The sequence below is a fragment of the uncultured Campylobacter sp. genome (assembly GCF_938045775.1).
GTDB lineage: Bacteria > Campylobacterota > Campylobacteria > Campylobacterales > Campylobacteraceae > Campylobacter_B.
In genome coordinates this window covers 1-9,610 of record NZ_CALIBH010000166.1, presented here as the reverse complement: position 1 = coordinate 9,610, position 9,610 = coordinate 1, and the positions used below count along the sequence as shown (strand labels likewise).

At 46.9% G+C, this 9,610-nt stretch carries 9 protein-coding genes and 2 pseudogenes; 9 read left to right on the top strand and 2 right to left on the bottom strand.

The features are described from left to right. The 6 genes and pseudogenes from Q0238_RS06250 to Q0238_RS06225 form a co-directional block, all read left to right on the top strand. Window positions 1-760, top strand: a pseudogene (locus Q0238_RS06250) (hydrogenase large subunit); the annotation flags it as partial. Beyond that, window positions 757-1,296 carry a formate hydrogenlyase complex iron-sulfur subunit gene (locus Q0238_RS06245; protein ID WP_295151635.1) on the top strand — a complete coding sequence of 180 codons (540 nt, stop codon included), beginning with the start codon at window positions 757-759 and terminating at the stop codon, window positions 1,294-1,296. The pseudogene Q0238_RS06250 and the gene Q0238_RS06245, both read left to right, overlap by 4 nt. Continuing rightward, the gene (locus Q0238_RS06240; RefSeq protein ID WP_297944045.1) at window positions 1,293-2,117 is read left to right on the top strand and encodes an NADH-quinone oxidoreductase subunit B family protein; all 825 of its coding nucleotides are present in this window, start codon (window positions 1,293-1,295) and stop codon (window positions 2,115-2,117) included. The genes Q0238_RS06245 and Q0238_RS06240 overlap by 4 nt, the downstream gene beginning before the upstream one ends. Continuing rightward, complete coding sequence (locus Q0238_RS06235; RefSeq protein ID WP_291936431.1) at window positions 2,114-2,458, top strand: formate hydrogenlyase maturation HycH family protein; 345 nt, start codon at window positions 2,114-2,116, stop codon at window positions 2,456-2,458. Before Q0238_RS06240 ends, Q0238_RS06235 begins: the two co-directional genes overlap by 4 nt. Then, complete coding sequence (locus Q0238_RS06230) at window positions 2,458-2,910, top strand: hydrogenase 3 maturation endopeptidase HyCI (protein ID WP_291936428.1); 453 nt, start codon at window positions 2,458-2,460, stop codon at window positions 2,908-2,910. The genes Q0238_RS06235 and Q0238_RS06230 overlap by 1 nt, the downstream gene beginning before the upstream one ends. After that, the gene (locus tag Q0238_RS06225) at window positions 2,911-3,774 is read left to right on the top strand and encodes a formate/nitrite transporter family protein (RefSeq protein ID WP_005871911.1); all 864 of its coding nucleotides are present in this window, start codon (window positions 2,911-2,913) and stop codon (window positions 3,772-3,774) included. It abuts the gene before it with no gap. 277 nt (window positions 3,775-4,051) lie between these two features. Here Q0238_RS06225 and Q0238_RS06220 read toward each other — a convergent pair whose 3' ends face one another. After that, window positions 4,052-4,690 (bottom strand): Crp/Fnr family transcriptional regulator, encoded by a 639-nt coding sequence (locus Q0238_RS06220; RefSeq protein ID WP_005871915.1) that lies wholly within the window; start codon window positions 4,688-4,690, stop codon window positions 4,052-4,054. A 354-nt stretch (window positions 4,691-5,044) separates the two neighbouring features. Here Q0238_RS06220 and Q0238_RS06215 point away from each other — a divergent pair, with 354 nt between their 5' ends. The 3 genes from Q0238_RS06215 (at window position 5,045) to Q0238_RS06205 (ending at window position 8,344) form a co-directional block, all read left to right on the top strand. Then, window positions 5,045-5,875, top strand: coding sequence for a class I SAM-dependent methyltransferase (locus tag Q0238_RS06215; RefSeq protein ID WP_297944042.1), 831 nt, complete (start codon window positions 5,045-5,047; stop codon window positions 5,873-5,875). 234 nt (window positions 5,876-6,109) lie between these two features. After that, on the top strand, window positions 6,110-7,522 hold the full coding sequence (locus Q0238_RS06210; RefSeq protein ID WP_297944039.1) for a sodium:alanine symporter family protein: 1,413 nt from the start codon (window positions 6,110-6,112) through the stop codon (window positions 7,520-7,522). Between the two features lie 135 nt (window positions 7,523-7,657). Next, entirely contained in the window at window positions 7,658-8,344 is a 687-nt protein-coding gene (locus tag Q0238_RS06205; RefSeq protein ID WP_297944036.1) for an MOSC domain-containing protein, read from the top strand. Window positions 8,345-9,090: 746 nt separating this feature from the next. Here the strand turns inward: Q0238_RS06205 and Q0238_RS06200 are convergent. Then, window positions 9,091-9,610, bottom strand: a pseudogene (locus tag Q0238_RS06200) (hypothetical protein); the annotation flags it as partial.

Sequence of the window (9,610 nt, the reverse complement as noted above, 5' to 3'; positions counted from 1 at the left end):
CGGCCGCAAGACCTACGGCAATGTCATTATGGGCGGACTTCGCCGCGATATGACCGACAATGAAATTCGCAAGAGCATCGAGATCATTAATAAACTTGACGTTCAAATTTCTGAAATTTGGGACGCCGTTATGGAGGATAAACGCCAAATCGGTCGCTGGAAGGGTGTGGGCGTATTAGATCGCAAAGTGGCGCGTGATTTTAGCCCGGTAGGCCCTAATATGCGCGGCTCCGGCTTTAAGCGCGATAACCGCTACGATCACCCTTATGATTTCTTCAACAAGATAGAATTCGAAGTAGCCGTAGAGCACGGTGGCGATGTATTCAGCCGCGAAGTCGTAAGATATAAAGAGCTTAAACAATCGATCCACATCATCAGGCAGTGCTTGCATCAAATGCCGCAAACTCCGATAATGATCGATCCACAGACTATGATCAGACCGGAAAACTACGCTTTAGGTCACGACGAAGCGCCACGCGGCGAAAACGTCCACTGGATCATGCAAGGAAACGCTCAGAAGGTTTACCGCTGGAGATGTCGCGCCGCTACGTATAACAACTGGCCGAGCTTACGATTTCAATTCCGCGGAAATAACATCTCCGATGCGGCGCTAATCGTATGCTCGATGGATCCGTGCTACTCATGCACCGAGCGCGTAACTTTAGTCGATATTAATAGCGGAAAGAGTAAAATTCTAACCGAAAAAGACCTTAAGAAATTTTGCCAAGACGGCAAGGTTAGCAAAAAGGATTTAAGATGATGAAATTATTCGACATTACCGAAAAATATGGTAAGGCGACCTATGCTTATCCGTTTGAGCCATACATCGTGCCCGAGAATTTTCGCGGGCAGCCTGAATACACCTATGAGCTTTGCATAGGCTGTGCCGCGTGCGGTATCGCCTGCCCATCTAATGCAATCGAGCTTAAGATGAACGAAGCTCAAACCAAACTTATTTGGGAATTTGACTGCGGGCGCTGCATATTTTGCGGGCGCTGCGACGAAGTATGCCCTACGGGAGCGGTAAGGCTAGGCAATAGCTTTGAGCTAGCGGTAAAATTTGACAAAAGCGCGCTTATCCAACACGGCGAGCTTGAGATGGAGAAATGCAGCTGCTGCGGCAAGCCGATGACTCCAAAAAGGCTAATCAACTACACGTTAGAAAAGCTAAGTACTGCAAATTTGCTCCCAGGCAGATTAGAAGAAGCTAAAAAATATCTCTATATCTGTCCTGAATGCAAAAAAGCTCAAGCGGTCGAGAGAATGACCAAAGGTATAGAGGAGGCAATAAAATGAGTTTGTATCAAGTCCCCGAAAATATTAAAAACGCAAACGATCTAACCGCAAAATTGGAGCTTTTGAAAAATATCAAACGAAGCTTCAGCGTTTATCGTATCGACTGCGGAAGTTGCAACGGCTGTGAAATCGAAATTTTTGCTTCTATCACGCCGATGTGGGATCCGGAGCGCTTCGGATTTAAACTCGTAGCCAACCCTCGCCACGCAGATATCTTAGTCTGCACCGGTCCGGTTACTCGCCAGATGTATTATCCGCTGCTCCGCGCTTATGAGGCTGCACCTGATCCAAAGATCGTAGTAGCTCTGGGAGCCTGCGGAAGCACTGGTGGAATTTTTCATGACGCATATAGCGTATGGAGTGGTATCGATAAGATTGTACCGGTAGATGTTTATATCCCCGGTTGCCCTCCACATCCTGCTAGCATCATCTATGGTCTTGGCATGGCGCTTGGCATTATTGATCAAAAGCTTCAAAAGAAGAGCTACGAGCAAGATAGCACTCTTCCGCCACCGGTTAAGAGTTCAGTTATCGGCGATATTTTATTCGAGCGCGATCTGCAAGCTGAAGCTAAGAGGCTGATGAGCTATATTTTCGGAAGAGTTTTATTCGCAAAATATATGGATGCGATCAAAACCTCATCTGACGTTCACGATCCAAAAGCTTCTCGCGAGGCTCTACTTAACGCTATCCACACCGAGGAGGATCCTAGATACGCGGAGTGCATGGCACTATTGCACAATGACGTATATCTAAAATACGCCCGCGCTGCGGAGGAATTTAAAATCGATCCGCAAAAAGAGGTCTGGAGCAAACGATGATTGAGGTTTTTAAGCTTACAAAGCGGCATATGGACGAAAATGAAAATTTACCCAAAGAGCTAAAGGATATCAAGGTTTTTTCCACCTGCGTCGGTCACGGCGTAGGTACGATAGATTTTAGCGAAAAGGTACTTGAGATAGACGATGAAGAATTTAAACGCATCGTCGAGAACTCGGGCGACTACGTTAAATTTAAGATCGGTAACCTAAGCAAGTATTTCGAGATTGAAATTTTTGCCGAGCACGCAGCCAAGCTAATCCCTCAGCTTTGCGAATGTGAGCTTAAAGATCTGCTAAAAAATATGCGCGAAGGATATTTCGTGCTAAGGAAGGATTTTTGATGCGAAAGGCGTTGCTTTGTATCGGCAATCCCCTTCGCGGCGACGACGACGTGGGCAATGAAACGGGGCGAATAGTCGAGGCAAACTTAAAAGATTGGCGCGTTTTTTATGGGCAGGATGTGCCCGAAAACGAATTTGCGGCCCTTAGGGAATTCGCCCCTGAAATTCTAATCGTAGTAGATGCGATGAGCGGCTTTGATGAGGATAAGATAGAATTTTTCGACCTCAGCAATGATCGCGACTATATCTACTCGACGCATAACCTGCCTACGCCGGTGCTTCTAAGCTATCTGCGCAAAATTTGCCCAAAGACGTTGTTTTTGGGCATTAGCGTGTTGCTCGATAACGTCCTTGATTTTAAAGAAGGACTGAGCGAGAGCGCAAAAAAAAGTGCGCAAAAAGCTTATGAGCGTATATTAGAAATTGATTCAAATTTAAATGAGGAGGAGTAAATGTTAAATCCTGCAGAAACCGCGCAAGCGGTGTCTAGTTCGATGCAACACAAGGCGCATACCCCGCTAATTAGCATAATTTTTCTAGCTATAATGGCGGGCGCTGCAATCGCTATGGGCGATATTTTTTGGGCTCACTCGACCGTCGGAATGGCTGAAAAGCAATCTATTGGCTTATCGAATTTCATCGGTGGTATTACCTTTAGCTGCGGTCTGATGATGGTGGTTTTTTACGGTGGGCATCTATTTACCAGCTCGGTTTTAACGGGTGTACCTGCTGCCGATGGCAAATTACCGCTAGGTAAAACTATCGGCTATTGGGCTATCGTTTGGTGCTTTAACTTCGTAGGCGGCGCATTAATCGCGTATATGTATTATTACTCAGGACTTCCGCTTAAATATGACGGCTACATCTTGCAGCACTTCATTCCTGCAGCAGCAGGCAAAATAAACGCGCCTTTTCATGAGCTATTCATCCGCGGAATTTTTTGTAACGTGTTTGTATGTATGTCTATCTGGACTGCGACCAGCGAGAGCAATCTATCAGGCAAATTCTTTGCAATTATGTGGATGATCGGCGCATTCGTAGCTTGCTCGATGGAACACTGCGTGGCAAATATGTTTATCCTAACTGAAGGCATCATCGCTAAAGGCCACTACCTTGCGGCTGCAGGTGGCGATGTAAATGCTCTTGCAAGCTCGCTTCACGGTGTAACGGCAGCTCAAATAGATTCAATAAACTGGGGAAATTTCATCGTTAAAAATATGATCCCAGTTACGCTAGGCAACATCTGCGGCGGTCTATTTTTCGTAGGCTTGGTCGGATTTATGGTCAATAAATACGATATGAAAAAGAAAGACTAATCTATCGCGCTTCAGCACGATATAAACAAAATACGGCGCGGCACTTTGCCGCGCATTTTTAGTTTCTTAAATTTTAAAAATTCCGATGCGTAAAATTTCATTTGATCCAAAATTTTAGACGAAATCCTAAGCGAAATTCGGGATGAAATTCCAAAACCAAGCTCTTGATAAAAATTTTACGCTGTAAATCTAGGTAAAATCCTGCGCCGTAACTTTAGACAAAATTTCGCGCCCAAGCCGTAAGTCGCACAAATGCTTTAAAAACTCTAGCCCGCGCCTAAACACAGTAACTAAGCAATCTGTCGTAGTCCAGGATCAAAAACTCGTGCTGACTGATTTTTTGAATTACGTTATCTTTTACAAGCTCGTTAAACGCGGTACTCGCGCTTTGACGCTTGAGCCCCACAAAGGATGAAAGCACCTTTAGCGAAAAGGGCAAAAAGACGTATTTGTAGCCATTTTGATGAAAATTCTGCTCGTTTGCAAGCTCGATCAAAAAGCTCGCGATGCGCCCTTTTGCATTTTCAAAAAGTATAGAGCGTGTGATTTTGCGCTGCAGCAGAATTATCTCTGTTAAAATTTTTATATATGCCTCGCAAAAGCTGCGATTTGCCAAGATCTCCCCTAGTCCGCTCGCATCGATCGTGTAAATCTCGCTGTCCTCTAAAAACTCAAGCGCGCAAATTTCATTGAGAATGGTAATATTGTCCTTGTTTAGGTAGTTGATGATGAATTCTTCGCCGTCTTCAAAAAACGAAAGCTTCGCCTGTCCACTTTTAAAAATAAAAACTTTAGGCGCCTCGCTATAAAAAACATAGCCTTTTTTGATGACTTGGTGCTCGAACATTGCAAGCTCCTCGTCGCTAAGCGTGGCGATAGCCTCGGTTTGCAGTAGTCCTAGCCGCGATTTTTCCATATAACCTCCAAAAGCTAAGAATTATACAATGAAATATTTAGACAAAGATAAAGCTGTGCGGATGAAATTTACTATCCGTACTATGGCTGCGCATCTGGGTCGCCGGAGCTAATAAATTTTATAGCTTTTAAAATTCTAAATTTTGCCCGCGCTTTGCATCGCGTAAAATTTCAAAAATTTATTGAAGCTTTACGCGGCAATATTATAGCCAAAACCCGTGGCGCGAATTTAAAATTCTGTCTTTAAATAAAAATTCATATCATTTTATTGAAATTTTATTTAGCAAGGATATAATAATGTATATTAAAAATAAGCGGTATTTTACTCGCAACGATACCGCAAGAAAGGCACTTCATGCAAAAGTTAAATTTTAAAGATAACGTCTCCGAGACGCTGCTAATCAACGTCTATATGCGCCATTTGGATTTCAAAGACGCGGATCCGATCCTAAACGATCCGTTTTCAAGCGCCGTCGTAGAGCAGATCGATTATGATTTTGCGAAATTTAACGACGCGCGCCTTAGCAAAACAGGCACCGTGATACGCGCGAAATTTTTCGACGACGAGGCGCTGCGGCTCGCGGCGGAGCTTGATCGCCCTATCATCGTGCAGCTTGGCGCAGGGCTCGACACCCGCCCGCTTAGGCTCCAACACGCCCTGCCGAACGCCCTATTTTACGACCTCGACCTACCCGATGTCATCGCCGCACGCGACGCGCTACTACCCAAAGCTCAGAACAACTTTAGCTTGCCCTACTCGATGTTAGATCACTCATGGATGGACGAGCTGGTCGCAAAGCACGGCAGCGCGGGCTACATATTCATTTTAGAGGGGGTGAGTATGTATTTTGAAAAGGAGGAATTTAAAGAATTTTTTATCGCGCTTGCGCAAAAATTTAGCGGCTACGTGCTGAGCGACTTTATGAGCGAGTTTTCGGTTAGGAAATTCGACTCTAGGCGCCATGACGCGATGCGGCACATGCAAAACGCGCCCTTTAAAATGGGCATTAGCGGCGGTGCAGAGGTGCAGAGCTGGGAGCCTGCGCGTATCCGCTTCATAAAAGAGGCCGCGATGATGAAAATGTACCGCGAGCACTGGAGCCTTAAAGCGCGCCTCTTTAGCCTGATACCCGCCTTTTGCAACGCGTGCAAGATGTTCGTTTTCAAAATCGGCGGTGATGAATAAAAATAAGGCTTAAAATTTCAGTTCATTACTTTGTAAATTTAGGTAGCTAAGGCGCGAATTCTAAGCTGCTTATCTGGCAAGCTGGCATGCAGAGCAAACAGCACATACCGCTTTGCTTAATGCTTGAGTAAAATTATAAAAACGCTTTAAAATTTTGCTTAAATTTCCCTCGATTTATAGGAATTTAAGAGTTTTTAAAATATATTTTCGCATCTTAAATTCACGGAAAAGATCATGCAAAATTTTCTCGACAAACTCACCGCCACAATTGACGCAATCAACTCCTTTTTGTGGGGTCCGTACTTTCTAATCGCCCTACTTTGCGGCACCGGCGCGTATTTTACGGCGCGCTTGCATTTGGTGCAGATTTTTAAATTTAAAATGGGCGCGCGCAAGCTTTTCGGCAACTTCTCCCTGCACGGCGAGGCTGCGGGCAAAAGCGGCATGAGCTCGTTCCAAGCCGTCGCCACGGCGATCGCGGCGCAGGTAGGCACCGGCAACCTGGTAGGCGCCAGCACCGCGCTAATAATGGGCGGACCGGGCGCGATATTTTGGATGTGGTGCGCAGCGTTTTTAGGCATGGCGACGAATTTCGCAGAGATCTGTCTGGCTCAAATTTACCGCACCAAGGACGACAGCGGACACATGATCGGAGGACCCGCGTTTTACATCAGTCGCGGACTTAAAAATCCCCTAGCCAAGCCTTTAGCGGCGTTTTTTGCGCTAGCCATCATCTTTGCTTTAGGCTTCATGGGTAATATGGTGCAGGCAAACTCCATCTCAGACGGCTTTAGCGGCGCATTCGGGATTCCGAAGTGGGTGAGCGGCGCAGCCTTAGCACTCATCTGCTGCGTCATCTTTTTCGGCGGCGTCAAAGCGATCGCGCGCGTAGCCGAAAAGGTCGTGCCGCTAATGGCGATCTGCTACGTGCTCGTCGGTCTCGTCATCATCGGCTCAAATTTCGATAAAATTCCATCCGTCATCGCGCTGATATTCAAAGCCGCGTTCGATCCATCCGCTGCCTGGGGCGGCGCTACGGGCGCTACGATCGCTACTGCGATGAGATACGGCATCGCGCGCGGGCTCTTTTCAAACGAAGCGGGCATGGGCTCGACGCCGCACGCACACGCCGCAGCGAACGTCAAACACCCCGTAGATCAAGCCGTGCTCGGCATAATGGGCGTTTTCGTCGATACCTTTATCGTGCTTAACATCACCGTTTTCGTGGTGCTTAGCACCGACGTAGTCACCTTCGAAAACGGCAAGGCGGTATTTTCTGGCATCTCGCTGGTACAAGAAGCCTTCGGATCGCAAATTTTGGGTCGCAGCGGTGGCTACGGCTTCGTGGCGATCTGCCTGTTTTTCTTCGCATTTACCACGATTTTGGGCTGGTACTACTTCGCCGAGATTAACGTGCGATACCTCCTGGGCGCAAAATTCGTCAAGCTCTTGCAAATTTTGGTCGTCGCATTCGTATTCATAGGAAGCGTGCAAAAGATTGACCTCGTCTGGGGGCTAGCCGATATGTTTAACGGACTGATGGTGATCCCCAACTTAATCGCGATCATCCTGCTTAGCCCCGTCGTAGTGCGGCTTTTGAGCGACTTTAACGACGGCAAAAGCTACGACGCAAACGACTACAAATAACGCCGCGCGTTAAATTTCAAGCTCGCACTTGAAATTTAGCGCAAAATTTAGAATTTTAAAATTCTTTTCTAGCTAAAATCCTAGCCTAAATTTTATGATTTAAGGAGAACAGATGCAAATTTTAAGGAGCGAAAAATGCCCGTTTTAAAGGCATTGCTGACCGGGCAACCGCGCGCTTACGGCGACGAGCGCGCTACGCAGCCTCTAAAAAAGCGCTGGGAGACGGCGATTTTTAAGCAAGCTAGAGCGGGTGAAGTGCGCGCAAACGAGCTTGGATTCGAGGGCGACGCGGTAGCTGACACGCTGCATCACGGCGGAGAGGAGAAGGCGATTTTTGCTAACTCGCTGCAAAATTACGCCGCGTGGGAGAGGTTTTTAGGGCTTAAAAATCTAGCCTACGGCGCAATGGGCGAAAACCTCACGATCAGCGGATTACACGAGCAAAACGTATGCATCGGCGATGTGCACCGCATAGGCTCGCTGGTGTTGCAAGTAAGCCAGCCGCGCAAGCCCTGCTACAAGCTCTCGATGCGCTGGGGTAACGCGGAGATGACGGCGGAGATCGCGCGCAGCGGGCTTACCGGCTGGTACTATCGCGTGCTGGAGACTGGCTCGTGCCGCGCGGGCGACGAGATCTACGTCGTAGAGCGCGACCCCGCTACGATGAGCGTAATGGAGCTTAACCGTCTATTTTACGGCGAGCGTATCGATAAAGGGCTGTTAGCAAAATTTAACCTACTTACGACGCTTACGCCAAAATGGCGCGAGGATATGCGCCGCAAGCTAGAAGGCAGCTACGACGATGGCTTTATGCGGCTATAAAATTTAGCCCCGAAGCGGCGTTTTAAAATAGCAAAGTAGCGCCGCGCCTTGTTGTTTTAAAACACAACTCTTGGCGCGGATTTCAAAATACTTTTTAAGCCGTCGATGCTAAGTTTCAAGACACTTCTTGGCTACTCAATATCGGCTTACAAAAAATACTTTCTTGATGCAAGCTGCAAATTCAGACTAAATTCCAAAGACGAAATTTTAATTTGATCCGCGCTGATCGCGCGCAAATGCGATCTATTTTCGCACTCTGTTTTGCAGTACGACACAGGCTACAAGCAAAATTAAAGACGCAAATTTAACTGCGCTTGAAATTTAACCTTTAATGAAGTCCAAATTTAGCCGCACATTCAAAGCCGCAAGCGCCGCTCTTTGTAAATTTTAAAATTTAAAAGCGGTAAATTTAATCCCCTTGCTACGCAGCGAATTTTTCCAAAATTAAAAAGCGAACTATTTTTACTCGCGCAACACACTCATCTCGCAAATTTAGCGGCGTGGCTCTTACGCTGCAAACGAGCTTTCTCAAAGCTTTGTAACGCGCGCCAAATTAGACATGTCAGATGCTTCGCCAAGCGCCTTTCAAGGCTCATTGATAGCGCTCGCTATAAATAGAATTTTGCGTGGAATTTTGCGCGGCGCGGCAACAATTACGACCTTTAAGAGCGCGCGCCGCAGCTCAAAAGCCTATTTCAGCTTTTTAAAACCGCGCGCCGTAGGGCTCAAAGTCCATTTTCACGCGCTCAATCAACTACCTCGATCCCCGCATCCGCGCAGGCTTTTCGCACCTTTTTAGATATGCCGATGCCGGTCGTTTCGATTTTTTTAAGATTTTTGAAGGGCGCAAGCTCGGCGGCGTCAATGTTTTTGATGTCGAAAAGCTCATCTTCGCCGTCCCAATCAGGCGCGATTTGCAGGTAAATTTCGTTTCCGCCGTCAAGATAGAGCTCGCTCACCTGCTCCGCTAAATCCGCAGGAACCGGATAGTCCTTAAACCACTTTTTGGCTTGCGGCAGCGCGCCGAAATCCGCATACGGATCGATGCCGCGCTCCTCACAGTACTCAAACACGTCAAATTTAGGCTGTAGCAGGGCTTTTTCATACATCAGCTCGTTCATCACGGCGATTTTGAAATTAAAATTTTTAAACGCTAGCGTCTCGCCCGCAGCGCGCGGAAGCTTAAATTTATCGCTCGGCTTTCGCTTTAGCTTTTTCTCTTTTTGATTGATGCAGACGCGCCCTATCGGCATTTTCGCAGCTCGC